This is a genomic window from Neisseria sp. Dent CA1/247 (assembly GCF_022870825.1).
In the GTDB taxonomy this organism is placed as follows: Bacteria; Pseudomonadota; Gammaproteobacteria; order Burkholderiales; family Neisseriaceae; genus Neisseria; species Neisseria zoodegmatis.
Window position 1 is genome coordinate 2,080,439 of record NZ_CP091522.1, and the last position, 24,885, is coordinate 2,105,323.

Consider the following 24,885-nt stretch of genomic DNA (forward strand, 5'->3'; position numbering starts at 1 on the left):
TTTAATCTGAAAGCTGAAAACCGCCGAAACGCGGCGCGTTTGTCAGGCGGTGTATTGTACCGTTATTCAGGCAACGGCAAACCAACTTTATCAACCGACAATTCAATACAGGCTTCTGCCGCCGGCGGCCAGCGTGTCGGCGATATCGTCGGCCAATGTATCGCAATCCTCCAAACTCAAATTGCCAATGGTAATGCGCACGGCGGGCTGCTTGGAAAGGTTGCACGCCGCACCGCTTTGCACCGCCCAACCTTTGGCCGCCAAAAACTGAATCACCTGCGCTTCGTTATGCACAGGCAGCCAGATATGCTGGCCTTCCCCGCCGCTTCCGGGCACGCGGATGCCGTGTTTGTGCAGGCTTTCGATTAAACGGCAACGGCGCGCGTGATAGCTGTCTGCAATGGCTTTGAGGCCGTCTGAACCGAGCTGCCGCCATAGTTGCAAAGTAACATGTTGCAAGAGTTTGCTGATCCAGCGCGGCCCCAGCGAGAAGCGTTTTTTCATGGCATTCAAAGTGTGACCGTTACCCGCCGCCACGGCAATCCGCGCATCGGTGCCGAGAAACTTGCTGGTCGATGTGCTGTAAATCCATTCGTTATCAAAACCTTGCATACCGTGAAAAGGATGGCGGCTGAGCGCGCCCCAATGGTCGTCCACAATCAGCAGCGCATTATGTTGCGACAACGCCCGCTGCCATTCCTGCCAACGGCGGCGGCTGTAACCAATCCCCGTCGGGCTGTGTGCGCGTGCCGTTAAGATAACCGCAGACACGCCGCTTAAGCCGTCATGCTCCGGTACCAGCGCGCCTTCTTCGTCCAATTCTGCGGGCACGGCTTCGAGGCGCAGATTCGACAGCAAGGCCAGCAACGGCAGCCAGCAAGGGCTTTCCACCAACACTTTGGCTCCGGGCATACACCGCTGGCTGAGGGCGCGTTCCATAATGTCTAAGCTGCCGGAAAACAACACCATCTCGCTGTTTTCAATGCCGGTGTTGTCGCGCAGCCAATGTTCGATATGCGCCATCAACTCGGGATTGTCGCCCCTGCCGCCGACGTCGGTTGCCAAATGGTAGCCGTCCAGCAATGAAGGCGGCAGCTCGGGCAGCAACCTGCGGTCGATATTGCCCGAAGCCAAATCCACCAAGCCTTTCGGCACGGCGCTTTCAGTGTGCAGGATTTCGGTTTTCTCCGGCACAAAACTGCCGCGCCGCCCGTCGGTGGCAATGATGCCGGCATCGCGCAGCTGCTTGTAGGCGGCGGAAACGGTATTGGGATTCACGCCCAAATCTTCGGCCAAACTGCGCACGGTAGGCAAACGGTATCCCGCAGGCCACACTTCTTCGCGTATCAGGCTGCTGATGGATTGGGCGATATTGACAGCGGTGCTTCCTTTAGGTTTTAATTCCACAATACAAAATCCGTTTTGTTCTAATACAAAATAATTTAATGGATTTTTTCTTGAGAGGCAAGCTTTACTTGCTATGCGCACTAATCCGCACAGCAAGGCACAAACGCAAACCTTGTACTTTCGGCTGTTTCAGACGGCCTCCCGTCTTAACCTTCTTAAAGGCCGTCTGAAATCATGAAACTGTTATAATAAGCAAATCAGGCCGTTGGAAAACGCGCCGTAAAACATAAAAAATTTAAGGAACACCGTGATGTCTAGCGAACAGAAAGACAAAACACCCAACCGGCCCAAAGAGCAGGTTATCCAACTTTACCAGGGATCCAAACGCATTCACCCCAAACTGGCCAAAGGCCGCTACACCAATCTGCGCATCTTGGCGGTATTGGCCACGCAATTTGTGTTTTATGTGATTCCGTGGTTCAACTGGAGCGGCCGCCAAGCCGTATTGTTTGATATTCCCGAGCGCCATTTTTATATTTTCGGCCTTTCGCTGGGCTTGGGCGATTTGATTTATCTGGCGTTGCTGCTGATTATTTCGGCGTTCGGCCTGTTTTGGTGGACGACCATCGCCGGCCGTTTGTGGTGCGGCTATTCCTGCCCGCAAACGGTGTACACCGAAATCATGTTGTGGATAGACCATTTCGTCGAAGGCGACCGCAACAAACGCCTCAAGCTCGACAAAGAGCCGTGGAATTTCCGCAAAATCCGCATCAAGCTGACCAAATACCTGCTGATTTTCGCCGTGTGCGCGTGGACGGGCATTACTTTCGCCGGCTGGTTTACCCCCATCCGCGAATTCGTACCGGCCATTTTCACCTTGCAGGCAGGCGGTGGCTCGCTGTTTGCCGCTGCGTTCTACGGCTTCATGACGTGGCTGATGGCGCACCAAATGCGCGAGCAAGTGTGTAAATACATGTGCCCGTATGCCCGCTTCCAAAGCGCGATGTTTGATAAAGACACGCTGATTATTTCTTACGACGAAGAGCGCGGCGAACCCCGCGGCGCCCGTAAGAAAAACGCCAGCAAAGAAGACACCCAGCTTGGCGACTGCATCAACTGTACCATGTGCGTGCAGGTATGCCCCGTCGGCATCGACATCCGCGACGGCCTGCAATACCAATGTATCGGTTGCGCCGCCTGTATTGATGCCTGCGACGAAATCATGGATAAAATGAACTATCCGCGCGGTCTCATCCGCTACACCACCGAAAGTGCGTTGAAACACGAATACGCCGACAAAGACATCAAAAAACGCCTGCTGCGCCCGCGCGTGTTGGGCTACGGAGCGGTATTGTTCGTGGCTGTGATCGCCATGATTGCCGGCATCGCCACCCGCGAAACCATGAGCGTGGACATCATCAAAGACCGCGGCGTGATGCTGCGTGAAAACAGCAACGGCTGGCTGGAAAACGCTTACAATCTGCGCATCATCAACGACAGCGAAAAAGAACAGGTGTTGACCGCCAAAGTGAGCGGTTTCGACGAAATCGCCCTCACCGGCCTACCTTCAGACGGCCTCAAAGTGCCGCCGAAAGAAACCATAACCGTGCCGGTGCAAGTATCGACGATTCCCGAATACGCCGATAAAGGCAGCCATCCGATTATGTTTGAATTTACCTATCGAGAAAGCGGCAGCGAAGAAGTCAACACCATTACTGAAAAATCATCGTTTATCGGAGAATAATGTGACCGACCACCGCACACAATCGAAAGTCTGGTACAAAGAGCCGTGGCCGTGGCTGTTGATGGCAGGCCCCGCCATTGTGGTGGCTGCGGCTTTCTATACCTTTTATCTGGCGAAAAGCAATTCCGCAGATTTAGTGAGCGACGATTACTACAAAGACGGCAAACACATCGACCTGCAACTGCACCGCGACGAAGAAGCCGTTAAACTCGGCATCAACGCCCAAGTGCTGTTCAACCCCGATAAAAACGCTGCCAAAGTATTCGTCAGCGGCAATTTCGACCGCACCCAGCCTTTAAATTTGGTATTGATGCACCCCGCCAAAAAATCGGACGACCAAACCGTGAAACTGCATGCCACCCAAAGCGGCACGCTTTCCGGCGATAAAACCGAATATAGTGCCGTTTTCAAACCTTTGCCTGCAACCCACCATTGGTATGTGCGGGTAGAAGACGCGGCAGGCAAATGGCGCGTAGAAGAAAAATGGATTGAAAACCAAGGCTATGCCGTCAACCTCAAGCCCAAAGAAAAGCTGGTAAACGTGCCTGCCGGCAAACCGTAATGCCGCAGCACCCATATCAACACAGGCCGTCTGAAAAATTCAGACGGCCTTCTCGATTGAGGTCTTATCTGTCGTAAATATCAATCACCACACCATGTTTTTTCATCCGATTTATGGCCTGAATAAAGCATAATTTGTTAGACTTATGCCCTTTTAAATTCAACCCTTTTCAGACCCGCCGCACACACATCAGGCCGTCTGAAAATGCAGCCCGCTTCATATCGCAGGCCACAAAATAACATATCTTACTCATATCAATCAGGAAGTTTATGAAACGCAAACTCTCGCGCCGCGCGTTCTTAGCCGGCTCCGCCGCCGTTACCGGCACAGCGATGCTGGGCGGTTATAAAATCTATAAATTATTTTCCCCGCAAACGCTCGAATCTTCCGTTAATGCCGCCGTCAACGCCACCTACTACCCGCCCGCCCTGCTCGGCTTGCGCGGCGATGCCGACGGCGTTCAGCGCGCCGCTCACAGCGTTGCCCTGCAAAACAAACCCTACACCCTGCCCGGCGCAGCCGAAGAAGAATACGACCTTGTCGTCGTCGGCGCCGGCATCAGCGGCCTGACCGCAGCCTACCTGTATCAACAGCAACGCCCTCAAGCCAAAATCCTGATTCTCGACAACCACGACGATTTCGGCGGCCATGCCCAGCGCAACGAATTTACCGTAAACGGCCGATTACTGATTTCTTACGCAGGCAGCGAATCCATCGACTCGCCCAAGTCTGAATACTCCAAAGAATCGCTCGCCCTGCTCAAAGAGCTCGGCATCGACTACAACAAGTTTGAGCAATACTTCCATCAAGATTTATACGAAACCACGCGCAAACTCAAAGAAGGCGTTTTCTTCAGCCAAGCTTCGTTCGGTAAAAACACCGTCGTCCGCGGCATACCCGAAGCCGGCGAAGAGAGCGCGGCAGACATCATCAAACAATTCCCCTTGCCCGATGCCGACAAAAAAGCCCTGACCGAGCTGTACACCTCGGCCACCGATTATCTCGAAGGCAAAACCGACAGCGAGCGGATCAGCTTTGCCGAGAACACCAGCTATTACAACTTCCTGAAAAACGAAGTACAGCTACCCGAAGGCGCGTTGAAATACCTCAAAAACATCAGTTCGGAATACTGGGGCCACGCCATCAACGCCATTTCCGTACAAGAAGCCTTTGAAGACGGCTACCCCGGCGTACAAAACCTCGGCTTGGAAAAGGAAGAATCCGAAGAAGAACCCTACATCTACCATTTCCCCGACGGCAACGCCTCCATCGCCCGCATGCTCGTGCGCAAGCTGATTCCGGCGGTCGCCCCCGGCTACACCATGGAAGATGTTGTGTTAGCCAAATTCGATTACAGCAAACTCGACCTGCCCGAAAACCGCGTACGCCTGCGCCTCAACAGCACCGCCCTGCTGATGGAAAACCAGCCCGACGGCAGCGTTGCCGTGGCCTATATGCCGCACGATGCCGAAGCGCTCAAACAGGTTAGCGCCAAGAAAGCCATTTTTGCCGGACACAGCGTATTGGCCGCCCGCGTGATTCCCCAAATGCCCGACGCCCAAAAAGCCGCCGCACAAACCACCATCAAAGTGCCGATGGTGTACGGCAAAGTCGTGGTCAAAAACTCCAAAGCGTTCCAAAAGCTCGGCGTACACTCGCTCTACGCGCCCGACGCCCCGTATTGCTTGGTCAAACTCGACGACCCCGTGAGCATGGGCGGCTACCAGTTCCCCCAAACGGCAGACGAGCCGATGGTTATCCACATGGTGCGCATTGCCACCGACTTCACCGGCCAAACCGCGCGCGACATGTATAAGAGCGGCCGCCGCGCCTTAAACAACCAAAGCTACGAAAGCCTCGAAAAAGAGATGCTCGACCAGCTGCGCAGCATCTACGACGCCGCCGGAGAAAAACTCGACAGCGTCTTGGTTGCCGTTACCCTCAACCGCTGGGCGCACGGTTACAGCTACGAGCAAACCGGCTTGTGGGATTCGGACAGCAGCGCGGAAAACGCCACTTCCACCATGCAGCAGCAGATAGGCAACATCTTCATCGCCGGCGCCGATGCCGCATGGATGCCGTATGTACACGGCGCCATCGACCAAGCCTACCGCGCCGTAGCGGAAGCTTTGGCTTAATGCCCGTAGCGTTTACTGCGTGATTCATCAGGCATTCAGGCCGTCTGAAAATCAGTTTTCAGACGGCCTGAATGCTTTATATCGCAAATAAACTTTATTTCCGCTACCTCATTGCTGTGCTTACTGCCTTGTATCAAAAATAAGTTGATTTGCCATATTCCGTTTAAGACAAAGCAAAATTCACCGCAGCCAGCGCGTGAATTTCCGCGCTGTCAAACAGCGGCAGCGGGCAATCGTTTTCTTTCAGCAGCAAACCGATTTCCGTGCAGCCCAAAATCACACCCTCGGCGCCCTGCTCCTGCAAACGGCGCACCACTTGCTGATAATAAGCTTTGGAACCCGCCTGAATCTTGTTCAAACACAATTCCTCAAAAATAATCCGGTGGATTTCGGCCTGCTTATTTTCAGACGGCACCGTAATCTCCACGCCCTGCTTGGCCATTCTCTCCGAATAAAAACCGTCGCTCATCGTAAAGCGCGTGCCCAGCAGCCCGACACGGCTCAAACCTTTCGCCTTCACCGCCGCCGCGGTCGCATCCACCACATGCAGCAGCGGAATCCTTACGGCTTGTTCAATCACATCGGCAATTTTGTGCATGGTATTGGTGGCCAACACCAACACATCCGCGCCCATGCCCTCCAGCTTGCGCGCACTTTCCGCCAACACCGCGCCGGCAGCAGCCCAATCGCCTGCTTTTTGCAAACGCACAATTTTTTCAAAATCCACGCTGTGCATCACAATATCGGCGCTGTGGTTGCCGCCCAAGCGCGCGTTGGTTTCGCGGTTGATGATTTGGTAATACAGCACGGTACTCTCCGCACTCATGCCGCCGATGATGCCTATGGTTTTCATGATATTCCGTCGGATAATGGTTCAGACAGGCACTGCACTCAATGAAAGCTTGATGCCTGTCTGAAAATATGAATAAGTGTAGGGCGGGCATCCCTACCCGCCGTCTCTTGCAAAAATGGCGGGCAAGGATGCCCGCCCTACTTGAACTGCCGATGGTATTAACCGATTTCCGCAGCGTATTGCTCGGCAGTCAGCAAACCATCCAAATCAGCTGCGTTGGCCGGTTTGATTTTGAAGAACCAGCCTGCACCGTAAGGCTCGCTGTTGGCCGTTTCCGGCGCATCTACCAAAGCTTCGTTTACCGCTACGATTTCACCGGCAATCGGCGCGTAAACGTCGGAAGCCGCTTTTACGGATTCCACTACACCGGCCTGCTCTTCCGCAGCCAGATTCGCCCCCACTTCGGGCAGCTCTACAAATACGATGTCGCCCAACAACTCTTGCGCGTGTTCGGTAATGCCCACGGTTACGGTGCCGTCGGCTTCCAAACGCAGCCATTCGTGGCTGGACACATATTTCAATTCAGCGGGGATATTGCTCATGGTTTGTTCTCCATAGGTTTCAAAATTAATACTGCCGTTATTTCTCGCATTGCTTGGTGGTTTCATTATAGCTGCCGCCTTGATCCAAGCAAGCGTCTTTCGCATCGCAGCCCGCTAAGGCCAGCGACGACAAAACAGCAGCCAAAAATACTATCTTACGCATCGTATCTATCCTCGTTTTTCAGAAAGGTCATTCAAATTGGTTTGGAAAATGCCATCTTAATTTTCAGACGGCCTATGTTTCAGGAGGCCGTCTGAAAAAACGCAGGATGATCTCCGATTGGCCGGGCAGCGTCTGACAACACTACCCAACCTACTCTGCACTTTAAATATTGGTTTCCAGATAAACCATCTGCGTTTGCAGGTATTCTTCCAAACCGTGTTTGCCGTCGGCGCCGCCGATACCCGATTTTTTCCAACCCGCGTGGAAGCCCTGCATGGCCTCGAAGTTTTCGCGGTTGATATAGGTTTCGCCGAATTGCAGGCGGCGGGTTACGTAGAAGGCTTCGTTCAGATTAGTGGTGTACACCGAGCTGGTGAGGCCGAATTCGCAATCATTCGCCAACGAGATGGCTTCGTCCAGCGTTTCAAAAGTGGCAATCGGCAGCACGGGGCCGAAAGTTTCTTCTTTCATGATGTCCATGCTGTTATCGACATTGGTCAACACGGTCGGCTCGAAGAAATAGCCTTTGCCCTCGGCGCGTTTGCCGCCGCACACCAGCGTCGCACCTTGCGAAACGGCGCGCTGCACTTTTTCCGCCACTTCTTTTACCGCACGCTCTTCAATCAGCGGGCCCATTTCCAACGCACCTTCGGCCGCCTCGGCAGGGTTGCCGAAACGCACCGCTTTCATAGCGGCGGTCATCTTCTCGATAAATTGGTCTTTAATGCTCTTATGCACATACACACGCTCGGCGCAATTGCAGATTTGGCCGGTATTGCCCACGCGCGAAGCCACAATCGACTTCACCGCCAAATCCAAATCCGCGTCTTTCAACACCAGCGCAGGCGCTTTGCCACCCAATTCCAGCGACACTTTGGTAATGTTGGCCGAAGCCGCTTCCATCACTTGGCGGCCGGCTTCTACCGAACCGGTGAGGCTCACCATCGCCACTTGCGGATGCGATGCCAGCGCATTGCCGATTTCCGCACCCGAGCCGTTCACCACGTTGAACACGCCCGCAGGCAGGCCGACGCTGTGCACGATTTCGGCAAAAATATGGCAGTTGATGGGCGTTACGCTGCTGGGCTTAATCACAATCGTATTGCCCGTAACCAGCGCAGGCCCCATTTTGCGGGCAATCAGGAAAAACGGGAAATTCCACGGCAAAATACCGCCGATCACGCCCAGCGGACGCTTAAACAGGAAAATATTTTCTTTCGGACGGTCGCTCTGAATAATCTCGCCCTCATAGCGGCGCGCCCATTCCGCCTGATAATCCAGATAATCGGCGGTAAACATCACTTCGATACGCGCCAAATCTTTGGTTTTGCCGCCTTCGGCCACAATCGTATCCGTCAACTCGTCGGCACGTTCGCGGATACCCGCCGCAATTTTACGCAGATACGCACCGCGCTCCACCGCCGGCACGCGTTCCCACGCAGGCTGCGCCGCATACGCCGCCGCCACCGCTTTTTCCACATCGGCACGGCTGCCCTTCGGCTCCTGCGCAATCACCGCCTCGGTAGCCGGGTTCAACACATCGCGGTAGCTGCCTGCAAAATCAGACACAAACGCACCGTTGATATACATTGCTAATTGTTTCATGCTGTTACTCCTTTTTCCTTTGTAGTGTCGGATAAATTTTACGGGTATGTGTGGTTTGGGTGTAAAGCGGAAACGGCTCTTTTTCTTGTAAATCTTTTTCTTATAAAGTGATTCAAGCTGTTTTCAGACGGCATCGTAGAAACAGATAAATATAGGTTTCGTTAAGAGGCCGTCTGAAAGTTTAGTGTTGGTAAAACAATTCTTGCTTGCCTCACGTAGGGTGTGCGGCTCAAGCCGCGCACGCGTTCTCAACCATTCCCAACCAACGCGTGCGTGCCGGTGGCACGCACCCTTGTATGTTGAAACTAATGTACCATGGCAAGCAAACAGGCCGTCTGCCTCCGAACACACCCTTGGGCTTCCGCACCCGTATTGTAGCCAAACGAGCAGACGGCCAATCATCAACACAACCGAACAGTTGCAAGACCCTACAACCGAATACAAGGATGGTTTATTGATGAGCACCCAAAATTATGGCGGCATAGACGTAGCCAAAAAGAACTTCGTCATCGGTATTACCGGTAAGGCCAAAACCAAAACCGAAACCAATAATGCCAAAGGTTTCCAACATACCGTCGACTATTTGCGCAAACACAATGTCGATTTGGTTGTACTGGAAAGTACCGGCGGGTTAGAAATCCCTCTAGCCAAAGCGTTGCACCATGCAGGATTGCGTGTTGTCATCGCCAACCCACGCCAAACACATTCCTATTCCCAATCTTTTTCTTTAGGCAAAACCGATGCCAAAGACGCTAAAATGTTGGCCGATTTCGCCCAAGCCATCGAGACTAAAGGATTGGTGGGCGATATGCGCTATATTCCGCCTTCTACCGAAGAAGAAACGCTCGAAGCCTTGGTCAAACGCCGCAGCCAGTTGGTAGAGATGCGAGCGGTGGAGAAGAACCGCCACCATCAGATTCACGAGAGCCAAAAGCAGAGCGTTGCAGACCTTATCCGTCACTTTGACCGCCTAATCACCGATCTAGATAAACAAATCGACAGGTACGGTGGTGGTTTCAATGAAAAGGGAGATACTGTCTGCTCAATTAAAGGCGTGGGCAAAAATATCTGCGCCACCTTAATGGCGATGCTGCCCGAATTGGGAAAACTATCGCACAAACGCATTGCTATGCTGGTAGGTGTGGTGCCGCCACCCAATGAAAGCGGGGAATCCAAAACCAAGACAGGTTGTATTGGCGGCAGAATGGCAGTACGTAATGCGCTGTATATGGCGGCCTTAACCGCCAGCCGTTTTGAACCGAAGATTAAGGCGTTTTACGAACGGCTAACGCAACGCGGAAAACCGTTCAAAGTAGCCATCAATGCGTGTATGCACAAACTGCTGCGTATTCTGAATGCCCGGGTAAGGGATTACCTGCATTCAAACAACCTGCAATGCGCTTAATTACCTGTGTTTGCTGTTGCTGACCGACGGGTTGGTAACACAGTTGCTACTCGCTGTATGACCAACCAGTCAGTAACGGCAAACACGGGGAAGCAAACAACTTGCAAGCTACGCTGCCCAAATGTAGGTCGGATTCTTGAATCCGACAAAATAGGAAAATGCCCCATTCAAAAAAATAGTTCAGACAGCCTTAAAGGATTTGTCGGATACGAGTATCCGACCTACACTTGCTTGTAAAGTGATTCAAGCTATTTTCAGACGGCATCGTAGAAACAGATGGATATAGGTTTCGTTAAGAGGCCGTCTGAAAGTTTAGTGTTGGTAAAACAATTCTTGCTTGCCTCGCGTAGGGTGTGCGGCTCAAGCCGCGCACGCGGTCTCAACTATTCTCAACCAACGCGTGCGTGCTGGTGGCTCACCCTGCTTTCTAGGCATCCTGAGTATAAAAATTTTCTTTTGTTACATGAGAAATTTCATCCTCAGAAACTCTACCTACCCCAAGTTCAGATTGATAATCGTAAAAGAATTCACCATATTTTCCTTGATCAATTCCAGTTATTAATACTAGAGAACCATTTTTTAGTTTCACTTCGTTATTAATAGAATATTTTGGTTCTACGTTTAACATCTTAATTACTCCTTTGTAGATACTTAATAGATACTGAAATAATAATAGCTTAATCAAACTGCTTCTGCCCATTCCGTACAAACGGCAGTTTCAACACGCGCACGTCCACTTCTTTGCCGCGAATCACCACTTTGGCCTCATCGCCTTCAAACGCTTTGGGCACGCGGGCGATGGCGATGGATTGTTTCAGGCTGGGGGAAAACACGCCGCTGGTGGTGATGCCTTTGCCTTGTTCGGTAACGACTTCCATGCCTTCGCGCAATACGCCGCCTTTGGCCAGCAGCAGGCCGACTTGTTTCACGTCCACGCCTTTTTCTTTGAGGGCGACGAGGGCGGTTTTGCCGATGAAGTCGCGGTTTTCGTCTTTCAAGTCCACCGTCCAGCCCATGCCGGCTTGCAGGGGGCTGGTTTCGTCGTTCATGTCGTGGCCGTAGAGGTTCATGCCGGCTTCCATGCGCAGGGTGTCGCGTGCGCCGAGGCCGCAGGGTTGTACGCCGGCTTCGCGTAGGGCGGTAAAGAAGGCGGTGGCTTCGGTGCCGGGCAAAATCACTTCTACGCCGTCTTCGCCGGTGTAGCCGGTGCGGGCGACAAACCAGTCGTTGCCTAAGTCTGCGCCTTGGAAGGGCTTGAGCGCGTTGATGGTTTCGGCCCATTCGGGTTTGACGGCGAGCAGTTTTTCAATGGCTTTGGGGCCTTGCACGGCGAGCATGGCGAGGTCGTAGCGGGGGGTGATTTCGATGCCGAACGCTTCGCCCACTTTGGCAAATTGTGCCAAGTCTTTTTCGCGGGTGGCGGCGTTGGATACGATGCGGTATTGGGTTTCGGCTTCGTTGGTGCGGTAAACGATAAGGTCGTCCATCACGCCGCCGTTGTCGTTGAGCATGGCGGAATAGAGGGCTTTGCCGACGAACGAAAGTTTGGCTACGTCGTTGGCGAGCAGTTTTTGCAGCCATTGCTTGGCTTGGCTGCCTTTGATGTCGGAAACGAGCATGTGGGATACGTCGAACATGCCTGCGTCGGTGCGCACGGCTTCGTGTTCTTGGATTTGAGAGCCGTAGTTGACGGGCAGCTCCCAGCCGGCAAAATCGACGAGTTTGCCGCCTGCGTCTTTATGGGCTTGGTTGAACGGGGTGGTTTTGAGGGTAGTCATTGCTCTGGTTCTCCATAGGTTAAGGGCTGCGATGCTTTTCACGCGCCCCTATCTGTCCTTGAACCTGAGATTTTCGGCAACAGGCCGTCTGAATCGAATGCCTGTGTGTTCGCCCGAATGTTTTCAGACGGCCTTCTCCCCTTCGGTGGGCGCAGCCGCGCCGCTCTCCAGATGATTGTGATGAAATGCAGTCCTTTTACCTGAGCGATTTAAGGGTGTCTGCGCCTTCGGTGGCTTGCCGTGTAATACGGTGTAGCACTCTCCTGCATCGGGTTTGATTATGGCGGGATTTTCGGCGGCGGGCAAGTTTGCTTTACATTGTGCGGAAGCTGCGCGGCCGGCTTGAGGCCGTCTGAAAAACGAACAAACAATATGAAACTGAAAACGGAGTTTATCGTTACACAATATTTTAAAAAAATATGTTTTTTAAACTATTGTGCGTTAAGTTAAATTATCTTATATTAAGCTTGCAGTTGGAATGGGAATCCAATCAAAATAAATAAGAAAAAGGGCTATACAAATGGGACAAATCACTCTGGATAAAACCGATTTAAAAATTTTGCAGGTATTACAGGAAAACGGCCGCCTGACCAATGTGGAGCTTTCCGAACGGGTGGCTTTGTCGCCCTCCCCCTGCCTGCGCCGTTTGAAGCAGTTGGAGGATGCGGGCATCATCCGCCAATATGCGGCTTTGCTCTCGCCCGTGGCGGTGAAGCTGGGTTTGCAGGCGTTTATCCGTGTGTCTATTGATAAGGCCGTGGAAGCGCGCGACGATTTTTCTTCGGCGGTGCAAAGCTGGCCGGAAGTGTTGAGCTGCTTTGCTTTAACGGGTGAAACCGATTATCTGCTCCATGCGTTTTTTACCGATATGAACGCTTTTTCGCATTTTGTTTTGGATACGCTGTTGTCCCACCCCGGCGTGCAGGACGCTAAATCGAGCTTTGTGCTGAAAGAAATTAAAAATACTACCGCGCTGCCTTTGGGTCATTTGCATCAAGACTAAGCAACCTGATTTACTTTCGAGGCCGTCTGAAAATGTTCAGACGGCCTTTCTGTATGTTGCCGCATTCAAAAACCGCCACAGCTCGACAAACACCATTTGAGGCGTGAAAACCTCATACCAAGCGGCTTGCACGGCAGAAATACGCTCTATGTATTTTCATTCGGGGTAAAAAACTTTATCATTGCAAACCGTTCTCAAATAATGCAGTTTTGAATCTAATGATGTCTGTTTGCGATAAAACCGTAGTCGAACACACGCGCCGGTGGCTGGAAAAAGCCGTTATCGGTTTGAATCTGTGCCCGTTTGCCAAAGCACCTTATGTGAAAGGTTTGGTGAGGATAGAAGTCAGCCGCGCCAAACATCTCGACGGTTTTCTCGAAGACCTCGACCGCGAACTGCAATTATTAGGCAGCACGCCGCCGGAAGAATTGGAAACCACTTTGCTGGTACACCCTGATTTATTTGGTGATTTTTTGGTGTTCAACGATATGCTCGACTTCGCCGAGCAGGCTGTGGCGGATAACGGATTGGAAGGCGTGATTCAGATTGCCCCGTTTCACCCTGATTTTCAGTTTGAAGGCACGGAAGCGGACGACATCACCAACTACACCAACCGTTCGCCTTACCCTACCCTGCATTTAATCCGCGAAGACAGCATCAGCAAAGCAGCCGAAGCCTTCCCCGATGCCGAAGCGATTTTCGGCCGCAACATGGCCTTGCTGCGGGAAATGGGGCATCAAGGCTGGAATGATTTGGAGATTCCGCGCTGCCCGTTCCGGCACGATGAAAGCGATAAACAATAATGCTGAACCACACAAACGATAAAACCCTGCTCACTTCACACCACATAACAACATGATATTACGTCCTTTATTCTGGCTTTTCGGTGCCGTCGCGCTGCTCTTGGGCATTCTCGGCATCTTTCTGCCGATTCTGCCCACCACGCCGTTTGTGATTCTTGCCGCCGCCTGCTGGGCGCGCGCTTCGCCGCGTTTCCACCGCTGGCTGCACCAACACCGCTTCTTCGGCCCGATGGTCAAAGATTGGGAAGAACGCCGCGCCGTACCCCGCCGTGCCAAATATTTTGCGTTCAGCATGATGGCGTTTTCCTGCTGCCTGATGCTCTATCAGTTTCCCGAACGTTGGTGGGTGGCGGCTGTTTCCGCCGTATTCTGTTTTTGCGTAGCGGTATGGATGTGGCATCTGCCCGATGCTTAAACTCCCTGTCTGCTCAAATTCTTAAGCATCATTTTCCCCGCAGGTTGTCATCAATCCATTCCCGATACTCATGAACAATCCCTACCTCTGCCTTTATGCCATGATTATTTTCAGACGGCCTCATGTATCGTACAGGCCGTCTGAAAACACACGGTAGCAAAAGCTGACACACCGGCGTCTTTCATTTACAATTCATCACTTTCGTAGCCGGAAACCCATTGATGTACAAAGCGCAAACGTGCGTTCGGTCATTCAAATGCGACCAAACCGACTCCTCAAACGGTTGTTTTTACCGCTATGATTCATCGAAGCCTTAGGTTTCGGCCGTGCGCGGCGGCTCATCTTGGCTGCCGTGTATTTCGACGACCCTCCACCATAAGGAATAATAAATAATGCGATTATCCACCGCACTTCTCCCTTTGCTGCTTGCGCCGGTGCCGGCGATGGCCGCCTCTCTCGACGGCGCCTCGCTCAGCCTGCTATGGGGCATTCCCTTCATTCTGATTCTGCTGTCGATTGCCACCGGCCCTCTGTTGTTTTCGCACACATGGCATCATCACTTCGGTAAAATCACGGCCGTTTGGACGCTGCTGTTTCTGATTCCGTTTATTTTCGTGTTCGGTTTCGGCGAGGCCGTCCACACCGTCGCCCATGCTTTGGTGGCCGAATACATTCCCTTTATCGTGCTGCTGTTTGCTTTATATACGATTTCAGGCGGCATTCTGGTATGGGGTAACTTACACGGCAGCCCGCGCCTGAATACAACCATTCTTGCCATCGGCACGGTATTGGCGTCGATTATGGGTACGACCGGTGCGGCCATGCTGCTGATTCGTCCGATTTTGAAAGCCAACGACAACCGCAAACACAAAGTGCATGTGGTGGTTTTCTTTATTTTCCTCGTGGCCAACATCGGCGGTGGACTGACTCCGCTGGGCGATCCGCCGCTGTTTTTGGGCTTCTTGAAAGGTGTTGATTTCGGCTGGACCGTGCAACACATGATGGTGCCCGTGCTGATCAGCTCCGTATTGCTGCTGATTCTGTTCTACTTTGTCGACAGCTATTTCTTCTCTAAAGAAGACGAAATTCTGCCGAAAGACCCTTCTCCCGACAGCAAACTGCAAATCTTCGGTAAATGGAACTTCCTGCTGCTGGCGGGCGTGGTAAGCGCGGTATTGATGTCCGGCTTGTGGAAGCCCGACCATCCCGGCGTGAATGTATTGGGTACGCCTTATCTGTTGCCCAACCTGCTGCGCGACATTATTTTGCTGGTTTTGGCCGGCATCTCTTTGGCCATCACCGCCAAACAGGTGCGTGCCGGTAATGAGTTCAACTGGGATCCGATTCTCGAAGTGGGCAAACTGTTCTTGGGCATCTTCATTACCATCGCGCCCGTGATTGCCATTTTGCAGGCCGGAGAGAAAGGCGCGTTTGCCGGTTTGATTTCTTTGGTACACAACGATGCAGGCGACCCGATCAACAGCATGTATTTCTGGATGACCGGCATATTGTCTGCCTTCTTGGATAACGCGCCCACCTACTTGGTATTCTTCAACATGGCCGGCGGCGATGCCCAAGCTTTGATGAGCGGCCCGCTGTTCCACACCTTATTGGCCGTATCTATGGGTTCGGTGTTTATGGGAGCATTGAGCTACATCGGTAACGCGCCCAACTTTATGGTGAAAGCCATTGCAGAACAACGCAAAGTGAATATGCCCAGCTTCTTCGGCTACATGATTTGGTCTTTCGGTATTTTGGTACCGCTGTTTATCCTGCACACCTTCATTTTCTTCGTGTGGGAGCTGTTCTAAACAATAAGCCGCTTTAAATATAAAAGGCCGTCTGAAAATTTTCAGACGGCCTTTTCTTTACCACAGCCATTCCGGAGGCTCGGGCGTTAGTACACCCCATTCCGGCGGATAATCCACTCCTGTCAGATACAGGCCGTCGGGCATCAGCGTAGGCGGCGCATGCAGCCTGCTGCGCATCTCCATCAAACCGGCAAAATCCTGCACACTCAAGCGCCCGTCGCCCACATACACCAGCGCGCCCATGATATTGCGCACCATATGATGAAGAAACGCATTGCCGTGCAAGTCTAACGTCATCAACGAAGGGCTGCCTTTCAATTCGGCGCTGTAAATCGTTTTAATGGGAGACTTGGCTTGGCATTCCGCCGCCCGAAAGCTGGAAAAATCGTGTTCGCCCACCAATAAAGCCGCCGCTTCACGCATCTTGTCCAAATCCAGCTTTCTGCACACCCAACCCACTTTGCCGGCCAGCAAAGGGCTGCGGACGGCGGAAGACTGTAACACATAACGGTAGCGGCGCCCGAACGCATCAAAGCGGGCATGAAAACGCGCATCCACAGGCTGCGCGTGCCACACCGCCACATCTTGAGGCAGGTGGGCGTTTACCCCTCTTATCCATGCCTGTGTCGGGCGTTTTGCCGAAGTATCGAAATGCACAACTTGCGCCGTGGCATGCACACCCGTATCGGTACGCCCCGCCACAATCGTGCGTATCGGCTCGCCGGCAATGCAGCTTAACGCATGCTCCAAAGCTTGCTGCACCGTGGCTACACCTCCGGCCTGCTTTTGCCAACCGCAAAAACCTTGCCCGTTATAAGAAATCATCAACGCCCAGCGCCGGGTAGATTGAGAAACTGTTTCCTGAACCATAAAACTTTGCATACCGCACTTTAAAACTCAAGCGCGTAAAAATTTGAAAACACGCAAGTATAGCAGGCAATGCCGCGCCGAACCTTCTTTAAGGGTTAAATCACAATCAAAGACCAAACCACTACGATGCCGCAAAACATCCATCAAGCAGGCATGGTGGCGCCCGTATTCAGCCCACACTAAAAACCTTATCCCTTAAATCCACATCACTTTTATATCTGCCCCACTTCTGCCTTCAAGCGCACACGCCGCTTCACGCCTGTTGATTTTTTATAGGCACAGAAGCCGAGTTAGCGCCATCAAATATTGCATTTATCATAAAAACAAGGCAATTTTGCTAAAAAATACAGCCATTAAAAGCAAACCTTTCTTTGACAAATTTTAACTCTTCCCCTAATATCGCCACGTTTAGCCACACGCAAAAATTTGCCTGCGGTTTGATTTTTACAGTTTTACCGGAAAGAAGAATCTATGGAATGGGTATTTAACAGTTATTACACACTGATTGCCGCCACCATCGTTTTGCTGGTAGGCAAAATAATGGTAAACAAAATCAAATTCTTACAAAATTTCAACATCCCCGAACCCGTAGCCGGCGGTTTGGTTGCCGCCATCATCCTATATTTTTTACACTCGTTTTACGGCGTCAGCTTCAAATTTGAAAAACCGCTGCAAGACACGTTTATGCTGATTTTCTTCAGCTCCATCGGCTTGAGTGCAGACTTCTCCCGCCTTAAAGCGGGCGGCTTGCCGTTGGTAATTTTTACCGCCATCGTCGGCTTTTTCATCTTCATCCAAAACGCCGTCGGTGTCGGCTTGGCCGGCGTACTCGGCCTCGACCCCTTAATCGGCTTGATGACAGGCTCTATCACCCTTACAGGCGGTCACGGAACCGCCGGTGCGTGGGGCCCGGATTTTGAGAAAAACTTCGGCTTAACCGGCGCCACCGGTTTAGGCTTGGCTGCCGCCACCTTCGGCTTGGTAGCCGGCGGTTTGATCGGCGGCCCCGTAGCACGCCGTCTGATCAACAAAATGGGACGCCAACCCTTAGACGAAGCAAGCATCAAAGCCCAAGAAGCCGTGTACGATGACGACGACCCCGGCAAAAGCACAGAAGATTTGTTCGAGCATCCCGAGCAAACCCGCCTGATTACCGCCAGCTCCGCCATCGAAACTTTGGCCATGTTTGCCGCGTGTTTGGCCTTTGCCGAAATCATGGACGGCATCGACAAAGACTACCTCTACGACCTGCCTAAATTCGTATGGGCGTTAGGCGGCGGCGTGATTCTGCGCAATATCCTGACCATTGTGTTCAAATTCAATATGTTTGACCGCGCCATCGACGTGTTCGGTAACGCCTCTCTGTCGCTGTTCTTGGCTATGGCACTGCTCAACCTGAAACTGTGGGAACTCACCGGCTTGGCTGGCCCCGTTACCATCATTCTGTTGGCGCAAACTCTGGTAATGGTGCTTTATGCTACTTTCGTTACCTATGTATTGATGGGCCGCAACTACGATGCCGCCGTTTTGGCCGCCGGCCACTGCGGTTTTGGCATGGGCGCAACACCCACAGCCGTTGCCAATATGCAATCCGTTACAGAACGCTTCGGCGCATCACACAAAGCATTCCTGATCGTGCCGATGGTAGGTGCCTTCTTCGTTGACTTGATCAACGTTGTTATCCTCACCAGTTTTGTAAACTTCATCAAATAAACTGAAAGCAAAATAAAAAGCACCTGTAACAGCCTTACCCGTTACAGGTGCTTTTGTTATGATGCCGTCTGAAAATCATTTTATGAGGTTTGAAAATGTATAAAAAACTACTCACTTTATCCCTGATTGCCACCGCACTCACCGCTTGCAGCGACGACACACCTACCCAGCAAGCAAGCAACAAACTCGAATGTAACAACCCTGCCGTCGCACACAACATCCGTGCCAACGTACAAGAAATCATCAAGCAGGAAGCACAATCCTATGCCCGCAAAGACAGCCGGCAATTCATCGACCCCGATAAAATCATCGCTGCGGCAACACAGCTCAATATCTCGCTCAACAACCCGCAAGAAACACAAAGCAACGGCAATACCGTCTGCACCGCCGGGCTGAATATTCAAATCCCCAGCGACATTTTGAATACCGCACAAACCAACAGCCCCCTGCTCTACAACAACCGCAGCATCAGCCAACTGATGCAAGAGCGCCTCACAGGCAGCCAGCTTACCTATGACGACAAAGGCGGCTTCTCACGCCCCCTTTCCTACACCCTATCCGTTTCAGACGGCCAAACCACCGTCAATTATGAAGACAACGGCTTAACCGTTGCCGCCAAAAACATCGCCACAGCCCTCATCCCCTACGGCATTAAAAGCATACTCATGATAGACGGCAAAGCCGTACCGCTCAAAGACGCCCTCAACCTCAACAACCAACCCCATGCCGAGCCGCCCCAAGCCGATCCCGAAGATATTTTGGACAACAACGCCGCCAGCAACGTCTTCGACCAAGAAGAAACCCCGGCACCCGAAATCCTCAGCCCCGAACCCAAACGTGCCGAAGTAACCTTCTCGGCCAACGAACTGGAGCAGGCCAAACAAAACAACCAAGCCGCCAACAACGAAATCAACCGGCTTTGGAACAACATGGAGCAACCCGTACAAAAAGAACTGCTCGGCGAACAACGCAGCTGGATTCAAAGCAAAACCAACCATTGCCGTCAAGCAGCCGCCCAAGCCGAAACCCCCTTGCAAGCAGAATACCTGCGCCTGCAATGCGACACCCGCATGACACGCGAACGCAGCCAATATTTACGCGGCTACACCATCCACTAACCCCTTCCGGCTCCCCAAACACACAAGGCCGTCTGAAATTTCAGACGGCCTTTATATATAAAACATCACCCTAAATATTGTATAAAATAATCAACAGCATTACCGCCATTCATAGTAAAATTTCCGCCATGCACTACGATCACATTACCTTTCACACCGAAGAAAACTACCCATCTGATTTGCCTAAAGAAAATGCAGCAAATCACATGGGTTATTATTACAAATGGGCAGTATCGCAAGACCTGCACAGCCCCGAAGCGGAAGCATTGCCCCAATTTGCAGAACTGCAAAACGGCACACTTTCCGGCGCCGAATTCATACTGAACCAATTGGGCGGCGGCATAGACACCACCTGCTTCAACGACCTCGGCAACCGCTTCACCCAATACTATTATCAAGATGAAGACGAAGGCTACGGCAATTTCATTACCGACTACTTCCTAGCCTTAGGCCTCGAAAAACAAGAAGATTTCTACCGCACAGAAGATACCCGGGAAAACCAGCAGATACTGAATCAGGTTTTTCAGACGGCCTTTGATACTTGGCAACAGTCTATTTCATTTAACTTTAATCAAAATACTTAGCTCCCGTCTTCAAAATCCCGCAATCCGATAATATCCGTCCAACAACATCAAAAACAGTTTTAAGGAATCAATATTATGCATTTATCTAAAAAATTAGTTATTAGGTTATTTGCAAATAAAAAGAAAAACCAAGACTTTGATTTTAAAAATGTTCAATCCATTCTGATTCGCCCTATCGGAGATGCTGTCGGAGATGCTGTTGCCCACATTAATTACGCCCGCCAACTCAAAAAAGCCTATCCCAATTGCCGCATCGGCATGTTTACAACCGACAGAAACAGGGATGTGTTTAAATGTTGCGAAGAAATTGATGAATTACTTGAAGACAAACCGGCCAGCTATTTAAAAAATAGAAAAAAGTGGCAGGTTTTATTGGATTTTTACGCATCTTTTACCAGCATGCACATTATTGGCGACTCCCTATTAGCACCCGAACTGATCATGGTGTTTGAGAAGCGCGCCAAAAAATACTATAGCCTCAACAATGTGCTCAATTATGACTTTCATTGCCCCCCACCGCCTGAAAACCATATCGCCGACCGCTTGCTTACTTCGGAATTTGTAAGACATATTCCTTTAGAAAAAAGTAAATTCCATCTCGAAATTCCCAACCATGAATTAACCAAAGCCATATCCCTTTGGCCTGATGCCGCAAAGCAAAAAATCCGCGTTTTGCTTGCGCCGCAAGGAAGCGACCCCAAACGGTGTATTCCGGAAGAAGATTTGGCAGAACTCTTAAACAACTGCCCTCCCGAATTATTGAATCAAGTGGAATTTGTTTTATGCAATTCTAAATTCAGCGAGCCTTATTTCGCACAACTGAAACAGCTGTGTCCGCCCGATATTTCCCTATCTCTGGCGCCTAAAACTTCCCTAAAAGAATATTTGGCTCTAACCGCCTCTGCTGATATTGCCATATGCGTTGACAGCGGCACAGTCCACTTGGCTTGTGCATTCAACAGACCGTTATTGGCTTTTTATGCCAACTTACCTAAAAACCTTAAGATGTGGCATCCCCTTCCCAATCAAGGCGTGCCATTTTTAATGGTTACCGCCGAAACGGAAAAAACACATAATTTCCCATTGGATGAAGCAAAGAGTTGGCTGAATCAACAAATAAAAAACTGCTTACAACAACAAAAAGCTTCGGCATAACGATTTAATCAGATAAACAAAAAGTCTTAAATATTTAGAAAAGGTAGCATTTATATGTTAAGCAAAACTTAAAATATAAACGCTACCAAAATAAAAGAAGCAACAACTTTCATGTCACTCTTTAAAAACCTCATTCTTCGTGTTTTTGCCAATAAAAAACCGAATGTAAACTTTAACTTCAAGAATGTATCTTCCGTTTTGATCAGGCCGATGGGGCATTCCGTAGGCGATACGGTTGCGCATATTGCCTACATCCGCCAGCTCAAAACCCTCTACCCCCATTGCAAAATCGGTGTATTCACCAATGCCCGCAGCCTGCCCATCTATCAATGTTGCCGCTTGATAGATGTTTTATTGGACGATTCATTTACCACTTGCCTGAAAAATAGAAAAAAGTGGCAAGTACACCTCGATTTTTACGAAACCTACAACAGCACGCACATCATCAAAACCGGTCTGCTGGCGCCCGATATCAACATTATTTTCGGCAAAGGCAACAAAAAATATTACAACGCCGATAATGTGAAAAACTACGACTTCCATTGCCCGCCGCCTCCCAACGCCCACATTGCCACCTATTTAACAACCTCCATATTTAACCAATACTTTCCCGTCGGCGAACCCGATGTTTCTTTGGAATTGAGCCCTCAAACCTTGCGCGAGGCGGATTCTTATTGGTTAAACGGGTATGATAAAAAATACCGCATTCTTCTTGCACCACAAGGCAGTGAAGAAAGCCGGTGTATTCCGGCTAGTGAATTGGCCGGGCTTTTAAACGGCTGCGACCCGAAGCACATCGCTCAAGCACAATTCGTCTTATGCAACACCCGCAACAGCCAAGCTTATTTGGAAGAATTAAAAAGCCTATGCCGTAAAGACATATGTTTGAATCTCTCGCCCGAAACCAGTTTATCCCAATACCTGTCGCTGGTTGCTTCGTCTGATATGGCAATTTGTGTGGACAGCGGCACTGTGCATTTAGCTTGCGCCTTTAAAAAGCCTCTGTTGGGTTTTTATGCCAATAATCCTGCCAACATCAGCAAATGGTATCCGATGCACCATAAAGATGTACCGAGTTTCATGGTTGTTTCCGATTTGCTTGCGCCATCGAAAGAAACCCGCCACTTTCCGTTAGCGGAAGCTATTACTTGGATGAATGCCCGCTTTCAAGAAAGTGAAGCAGCCAAACCGTAAATTTTCTATAATTAAATCATTTGATTAAGCAAACTTGATTTATCTAAGGTGCCGGCAATTTAAACATGAAACTCCTCATTACCGGCGGTGCCGGCTTTATAGGCTCCGCAGTTATCCGCCATATCATCAACCACACTCGAGACAGTGTGGTGAATCTTGATAAGCTGACTTATGCCGGCAATCTTGAATCCTTAGCATCCGTGGCAGACAACCCGCGCTATATGTTTGAACATGCCGATATTGGCGACCGTGCGGCGCTTGAGCGGATTTTCAGCACACACCAACCGGATGCGGTGATGCACTTGGCGGCGGAAAGCCATGTCGACCGCTCTATCGACGGGCCGGCGGCGTTTATTGAAACCAATATCGTCGGCACTTATACCTTGTTGGAAGCAGCGCGGGCATATTGGCAAAACATGCCGTCTGAAAAACAGGCGTCGTTCCGTTTTCATCACATTTCCACAGACGAAGTGTATGGCGATTTGCACGGCACCGACGATTTGTTTACCGAAACCACGCCTTATGCGCCCAGCAGCCCCTATTCCGCTTCCAAAGCATCCAGCGATCACTTGGTACGGGCGTGGCGGCGCACTTACGGCCTGCCTACCTTGATTACCAACTGCTCCAACAACTACGGGCCGTATCAATTTCCCGAAAAGCTGATTCCGCTGATGATTTTAAATACCATCGGCGGCAAGCCTCTGCCCGTGTACGGCAACGGCCTGCAAATCCGCGACTGGCTGTTTGTCGAAGATCATGCGCGGGCGTTATATACCGTCATCACACAGGGAAAAGTGGGCGAAACGTATAACATCGGCGGCCACAACGAAAAAACCAACCTCGAAGTTGTTGAAACCATCTGCACGCTGCTCGAAGAATTGATGCCGCAAAAACCCGCGGGCGTCGCAGCCTATCGCGACTTGATTACCTTTGTGGACGACCGCCCCGGGCACGACGCGCGTTATGCGATAGACGCCTCGAAAATCAGCCGCGAGCTTGGCTGGACACCGCAAGAAACCTTCGAATCCGGCATCCGCCAAACCGTAGCATGGTATTTAAACAACCGCAGCTGGTGGCAGCATGTGCTCGACGGCTCCTACCGGCTCGAACGCTTGGGAGCGGCAAAATGAAAGGGATTATTCTCGCAGGCGGATCAGGCACTCGGCTTTACCCGATTACACGCGGCGTATCCAAGCAGCTTTTGCCCGTGTACAACAAACCGATGATTTATTACCCTTTATCGGTTTTGATGCTGGCCGGAATCCGCGATGTATTGGTGATTACCACGCCCGAAGACAACGCCGCTTTCCGCCGCCTTTTGGGAGACGGCTCCGATTTCGGCATCCGCATTGATTACGCCGAACAGCCCAGCCCCGACGGTTTGGCGCAGGCTTTCATCATCGGCGAAACCTTTATCGGCAGCGATAAAGTATGCTTGGTGTTGGGCGACAATATTTTTTACGGCCAATCGTTTACCCAAACCTTGCAACAAGCCGCCGCGCGTGAATCGGGGGCAACGGTTTTTGCTTATCAGGCGAAAAATCCCGAGCGTTTCGGCGTAGTAGAATTCGACAAGCAGTTCAAAGCCTTGTCTATCGAAGAAAAACCGCAAAAGCCCAAATCCGACTGGGCGGTTACCGGCCTGTATTTCTACGACAACCGTGTAGTCGGTTTCGCCAAACAAGTGAGGCCGTCTGAAAGGGGCGAACTGGAAATCACCAGCATCAATCAAATGTATTTGGAAGACGGCTCGCTCAACGTACAGCTTTTAGGCCGCGGCTTCGCTTGGCTGGACACCGGCACGCACGAAAGCCTGCACGAAGCCGCCTCGTTTGTGAAAACGGTGGAACACCTGCAAAACCTGCAAATCGCCTGCTTGGAAGAAATCGCCTGGCGCAACGGCTGGCTTTCAGACGGCCAACTCGAAGCCCTGGCCGCCCCCATGTGCAAAAACGATTACGGCCGCTATTTATTGCGTTTATTGGAAAGCCGCGAACATGGCTCTTGAACAGGCAACCGGGCCGCAGACATGATTTTTCAGACGGCCTCATACAGATAAGGCCGTCTGAAAATCCAAACCGA

Annotated in this window: 23 protein-coding genes and 1 riboswitch; of the genes, 15 read left to right on the top strand and 8 right to left on the bottom strand. The window is 51.2% G+C overall.

Annotated elements, in window-relative coordinates:
* Window positions 1-102 precede the first annotated feature (102 nt).
* Window positions 103-1,407 carry an aminotransferase class I/II-fold pyridoxal phosphate-dependent enzyme gene (locus tag LVJ85_RS10220; RefSeq protein ID WP_244739716.1) on the bottom strand — a complete coding sequence of 435 codons (1,305 nt, stop codon included), beginning with the start codon at window positions 1,405-1,407 and terminating at the stop codon, window positions 103-105.
* 250 nt (window positions 1,408-1,657) lie between these two features.
* Here LVJ85_RS10220 and ccoG point away from each other — a divergent pair, with 250 nt between their 5' ends.
* From ccoG to LVJ85_RS10235, 3 genes are all read left to right on the top strand, one after another.
* A complete protein-coding gene (gene ccoG / locus LVJ85_RS10225; protein WP_115134494.1) occupies window positions 1,658-3,091 on the top strand; it encodes a cytochrome c oxidase accessory protein CcoG in 1,434 nt (477 codons plus the stop codon).
* Between the two features lies 1 nt (window position 3,092).
* Window positions 3,093-3,653: a FixH family protein gene (locus tag LVJ85_RS10230; protein ID WP_255733754.1), complete on the top strand. Its 561-nt coding sequence runs from the start codon at window positions 3,093-3,095 to the stop codon at window positions 3,651-3,653.
* Window positions 3,654-3,922: 269 nt separating this feature from the next.
* Entirely contained in the window at window positions 3,923-5,791 is a 1,869-nt protein-coding gene (locus tag LVJ85_RS10235; protein WP_244739717.1) for an NAD(P)-binding protein, read from the top strand.
* Window positions 5,792-5,954: 163 nt separating this feature from the next.
* On the opposite strand, the gene LVJ85_RS10240 is transcribed toward LVJ85_RS10235, so the two are convergent.
* The 4 genes from LVJ85_RS10240 to aldA all read right to left on the bottom strand — a co-directional run bounded on the left by LVJ85_RS10240 (window position 5,955) and on the right by aldA (window position 8,954).
* Window positions 5,955-6,644 carry an aspartate/glutamate racemase family protein gene (locus LVJ85_RS10240; RefSeq protein WP_244739718.1) on the bottom strand — a complete coding sequence of 230 codons (690 nt, stop codon included), beginning with the start codon at window positions 6,642-6,644 and terminating at the stop codon, window positions 5,955-5,957.
* Between the two features lie 158 nt (window positions 6,645-6,802).
* Window positions 6,803-7,186, bottom strand: coding sequence for a glycine cleavage system protein GcvH (gcvH, locus tag LVJ85_RS10245; RefSeq protein ID WP_004285714.1), 384 nt, complete (start codon window positions 7,184-7,186; stop codon window positions 6,803-6,805).
* A 37-nt stretch (window positions 7,187-7,223) separates the two neighbouring features.
* Window positions 7,224-7,349 carry a hypothetical protein gene (locus LVJ85_RS13360; RefSeq protein ID WP_255733757.1) on the bottom strand — a complete coding sequence of 42 codons (126 nt, stop codon included), beginning with the start codon at window positions 7,347-7,349 and terminating at the stop codon, window positions 7,224-7,226.
* Window positions 7,350-7,511: 162 nt separating this feature from the next.
* Entirely contained in the window at window positions 7,512-8,954 is a 1,443-nt protein-coding gene (gene aldA / locus LVJ85_RS10250; RefSeq protein ID WP_244739719.1) for an aldehyde dehydrogenase, read from the bottom strand.
* Between the two features lie 457 nt (window positions 8,955-9,411).
* On the opposite strand from aldA, the gene LVJ85_RS10255 reads away from it, so the two are divergent.
* On the top strand, window positions 9,412-10,359 hold the full coding sequence (locus tag LVJ85_RS10255; RefSeq protein WP_244739372.1) for an IS110 family transposase: 948 nt from the start codon (window positions 9,412-9,414) through the stop codon (window positions 10,357-10,359).
* Between the two features lie 427 nt (window positions 10,360-10,786).
* Here the strand turns inward: LVJ85_RS10255 and LVJ85_RS10260 are convergent, their stop codons facing one another.
* Both LVJ85_RS10260 and gcvT read right to left on the bottom strand, forming a co-directional pair.
* Window positions 10,787-10,987: a hypothetical protein gene (locus LVJ85_RS10260; protein WP_244739720.1), complete on the bottom strand. Its 201-nt coding sequence runs from the start codon at window positions 10,985-10,987 to the stop codon at window positions 10,787-10,789.
* Between the two features lie 49 nt (window positions 10,988-11,036).
* Window positions 11,037-12,137, bottom strand: coding sequence for a glycine cleavage system aminomethyltransferase GcvT (gene gcvT / locus LVJ85_RS10265; RefSeq protein WP_244739721.1), 1,101 nt, complete (start codon window positions 12,135-12,137; stop codon window positions 11,037-11,039).
* Window positions 12,138-12,315: 178 nt separating this feature from the next.
* A riboswitch (glycine riboswitch) is annotated at window positions 12,316-12,413 on the bottom strand.
* Between the two features lie 244 nt (window positions 12,414-12,657).
* On the opposite strand from gcvT, the gene LVJ85_RS10270 reads away from it, so the two are divergent.
* The 4 genes from LVJ85_RS10270 to LVJ85_RS10285 all read left to right on the top strand — a co-directional run bounded on the left by LVJ85_RS10270 (window position 12,658) and on the right by LVJ85_RS10285 (window position 16,169).
* On the top strand, window positions 12,658-13,140 hold the full coding sequence (locus LVJ85_RS10270; RefSeq protein WP_244739722.1) for an Lrp/AsnC family transcriptional regulator: 483 nt from the start codon (window positions 12,658-12,660) through the stop codon (window positions 13,138-13,140).
* A gap of 221 nt (window positions 13,141-13,361) precedes the next feature.
* A complete protein-coding gene (locus tag LVJ85_RS10275) occupies window positions 13,362-13,943 on the top strand; it encodes a DUF1415 domain-containing protein (RefSeq protein WP_244743175.1) in 582 nt (193 codons plus the stop codon).
* Window positions 13,944-13,995: 52 nt separating this feature from the next.
* Complete coding sequence (locus tag LVJ85_RS10280; RefSeq protein WP_370686914.1) at window positions 13,996-14,358, top strand: YbaN family protein; 363 nt, start codon at window positions 13,996-13,998, stop codon at window positions 14,356-14,358.
* 392 nt (window positions 14,359-14,750) lie between these two features.
* A complete protein-coding gene (locus tag LVJ85_RS10285; RefSeq protein ID WP_244739723.1) occupies window positions 14,751-16,169 on the top strand; it encodes a sodium:proton antiporter in 1,419 nt (472 codons plus the stop codon).
* 57 nt (window positions 16,170-16,226) lie between these two features.
* Here LVJ85_RS10285 and truA read toward each other — a convergent pair whose 3' ends face one another.
* Window positions 16,227-17,039: a tRNA pseudouridine(38-40) synthase TruA gene (gene truA, locus LVJ85_RS10290; protein WP_244739724.1), complete on the bottom strand. Its 813-nt coding sequence runs from the start codon at window positions 17,037-17,039 to the stop codon at window positions 16,227-16,229.
* 471 nt (window positions 17,040-17,510) lie between these two features.
* Here truA and gltS point away from each other — a divergent pair, with 471 nt between their 5' ends.
* The 7 genes from gltS to rfbA all read left to right on the top strand — a co-directional run bounded on the left by gltS (window position 17,511) and on the right by rfbA (window position 24,811).
* On the top strand, window positions 17,511-18,752 hold the full coding sequence (gene gltS, locus LVJ85_RS10295; protein ID WP_244739725.1) for a sodium/glutamate symporter: 1,242 nt from the start codon (window positions 17,511-17,513) through the stop codon (window positions 18,750-18,752).
* A 95-nt stretch (window positions 18,753-18,847) separates the two neighbouring features.
* Window positions 18,848-19,870 carry a lysozyme inhibitor LprI family protein gene (locus LVJ85_RS10300; RefSeq protein ID WP_244739726.1) on the top strand — a complete coding sequence of 341 codons (1,023 nt, stop codon included), beginning with the start codon at window positions 18,848-18,850 and terminating at the stop codon, window positions 19,868-19,870.
* Between the two features lie 206 nt (window positions 19,871-20,076).
* Window positions 20,077-20,454: a hypothetical protein gene (locus LVJ85_RS10305; protein ID WP_309473638.1), complete on the top strand. Its 378-nt coding sequence runs from the start codon at window positions 20,077-20,079 to the stop codon at window positions 20,452-20,454.
* Between the two features lie 75 nt (window positions 20,455-20,529).
* Window positions 20,530-21,609: a glycosyltransferase family 9 protein gene (locus LVJ85_RS10310; RefSeq protein WP_244739728.1), complete on the top strand. Its 1,080-nt coding sequence runs from the start codon at window positions 20,530-20,532 to the stop codon at window positions 21,607-21,609.
* A gap of 111 nt (window positions 21,610-21,720) precedes the next feature.
* Window positions 21,721-22,803: a glycosyltransferase family 9 protein gene (locus tag LVJ85_RS10315; protein ID WP_244739732.1), complete on the top strand. Its 1,083-nt coding sequence runs from the start codon at window positions 21,721-21,723 to the stop codon at window positions 22,801-22,803.
* A 65-nt stretch (window positions 22,804-22,868) separates the two neighbouring features.
* On the top strand, window positions 22,869-23,933 hold the full coding sequence (gene rffG / locus LVJ85_RS10320) for a dTDP-glucose 4,6-dehydratase (RefSeq protein WP_244739737.1): 1,065 nt from the start codon (window positions 22,869-22,871) through the stop codon (window positions 23,931-23,933).
* Complete coding sequence (rfbA, locus tag LVJ85_RS10325) at window positions 23,930-24,811, top strand: glucose-1-phosphate thymidylyltransferase RfbA (RefSeq protein ID WP_244739742.1); 882 nt, start codon at window positions 23,930-23,932, stop codon at window positions 24,809-24,811. The genes rffG and rfbA overlap by 4 nt, the downstream gene beginning before the upstream one ends.
* The last annotated feature ends 74 nt before the right edge of the window (window positions 24,812-24,885 follow it).

Coding starts and splice junctions, on each gene's coding strand:
- ccoG (WP_115134494.1), top strand. CDS start 1,658: ATGTCTAGCGAACAGAAAGACAAAACACCCAACCGGCCCAAAGAGCAG.
- LVJ85_RS10235 (WP_244739717.1), top strand. CDS start 3,923: ATGAAACGCAAACTCTCGCGCCGCGCGTTCTTAGCCGGCTCCGCCGCC.
- LVJ85_RS10240 (WP_244739718.1), bottom strand. CDS start 6,644: ATGAAAACCATAGGCATCATCGGCGGCATGAGTGCGGAGAGTACCGTG.
- gcvH (WP_004285714.1), bottom strand. CDS start 7,186: ATGAGCAATATCCCCGCTGAATTGAAATATGTGTCCAGCCACGAATGG.
- LVJ85_RS13360 (WP_255733757.1), bottom strand. CDS start 7,349: ATGCGTAAGATAGTATTTTTGGCTGCTGTTTTGTCGTCGCTGGCCTTA.
- aldA (WP_244739719.1), bottom strand. CDS start 8,954: ATGAAACAATTAGCAATGTATATCAACGGTGCGTTTGTGTCTGATTTT.
- LVJ85_RS10255 (WP_244739372.1), top strand. CDS start 9,412: ATGAGCACCCAAAATTATGGCGGCATAGACGTAGCCAAAAAGAACTTC.
- LVJ85_RS10260 (WP_244739720.1), bottom strand. CDS start 10,987: ATGTTAAACGTAGAACCAAAATATTCTATTAATAACGAAGTGAAACTA.
- gcvT (WP_244739721.1), bottom strand. CDS start 12,137: ATGACTACCCTCAAAACCACCCCGTTCAACCAAGCCCATAAAGACGCA.
- LVJ85_RS10270 (WP_244739722.1), top strand. CDS start 12,658: ATGGGACAAATCACTCTGGATAAAACCGATTTAAAAATTTTGCAGGTA.
- LVJ85_RS10275 (WP_244743175.1), top strand. CDS start 13,362: ATGTCTGTTTGCGATAAAACCGTAGTCGAACACACGCGCCGGTGGCTG.
- LVJ85_RS10280 (WP_370686914.1), top strand. CDS start 13,996: ATGATATTACGTCCTTTATTCTGGCTTTTCGGTGCCGTCGCGCTGCTC.
- LVJ85_RS10285 (WP_244739723.1), top strand. CDS start 14,751: ATGCGATTATCCACCGCACTTCTCCCTTTGCTGCTTGCGCCGGTGCCG.
- truA (WP_244739724.1), bottom strand. CDS start 17,039: ATGGTTCAGGAAACAGTTTCTCAATCTACCCGGCGCTGGGCGTTGATG.
- gltS (WP_244739725.1), top strand. CDS start 17,511: ATGGAATGGGTATTTAACAGTTATTACACACTGATTGCCGCCACCATC.
- LVJ85_RS10300 (WP_244739726.1), top strand. CDS start 18,848: ATGTATAAAAAACTACTCACTTTATCCCTGATTGCCACCGCACTCACC.
- LVJ85_RS10305 (WP_309473638.1), top strand. CDS start 20,077: ATGGGTTATTATTACAAATGGGCAGTATCGCAAGACCTGCACAGCCCC.
- LVJ85_RS10310 (WP_244739728.1), top strand. CDS start 20,530: ATGCATTTATCTAAAAAATTAGTTATTAGGTTATTTGCAAATAAAAAG.
- LVJ85_RS10315 (WP_244739732.1), top strand. CDS start 21,721: ATGTCACTCTTTAAAAACCTCATTCTTCGTGTTTTTGCCAATAAAAAA.
- rffG (WP_244739737.1), top strand. CDS start 22,869: ATGAAACTCCTCATTACCGGCGGTGCCGGCTTTATAGGCTCCGCAGTT.
- rfbA (WP_244739742.1), top strand. CDS start 23,930: ATGAAAGGGATTATTCTCGCAGGCGGATCAGGCACTCGGCTTTACCCG.